Source organism: Neisseria sp. P0009.S007, from assembly GCF_051962515.1.
In genome coordinates this window covers 1-232 of record NZ_JBQCVF010001327.1, presented here as the reverse complement: position 1 = coordinate 232, position 232 = coordinate 1, and the positions used below count along the sequence as shown (strand labels likewise).

General features: G+C 56.9%; 1 pseudogene. It reads left to right on the top strand.

Going from position 1 to position 232, the window contains the following annotated elements:
- Positions 1-232: pseudogene (locus ACTHS3_RS18800) on the top strand (hypothetical protein); the annotation flags it as partial.

The following is a 232-nucleotide window of genomic DNA, read 5'->3' as shown; positions in this document are numbered from 1 at the left end:
CAAAACCGCGCTGGCGGACGGCTTATCACACAAAATCTTCAACGGCGATATTCCCGACGTGCTGAAAGAAGCCGAAGTATACGCTCTGGATATGGGTTCGCTTTTGGCGGTCACGAAATACCGCGGCGACTTTGAAGCACGGGTCAAATCCGTCTTGATACAGCTCGTAAAAATCCCGCACGCCATTTTGTTCCTCGGCGAAAGCCACACCCGCGGCGGCGCGGGCCGCGCC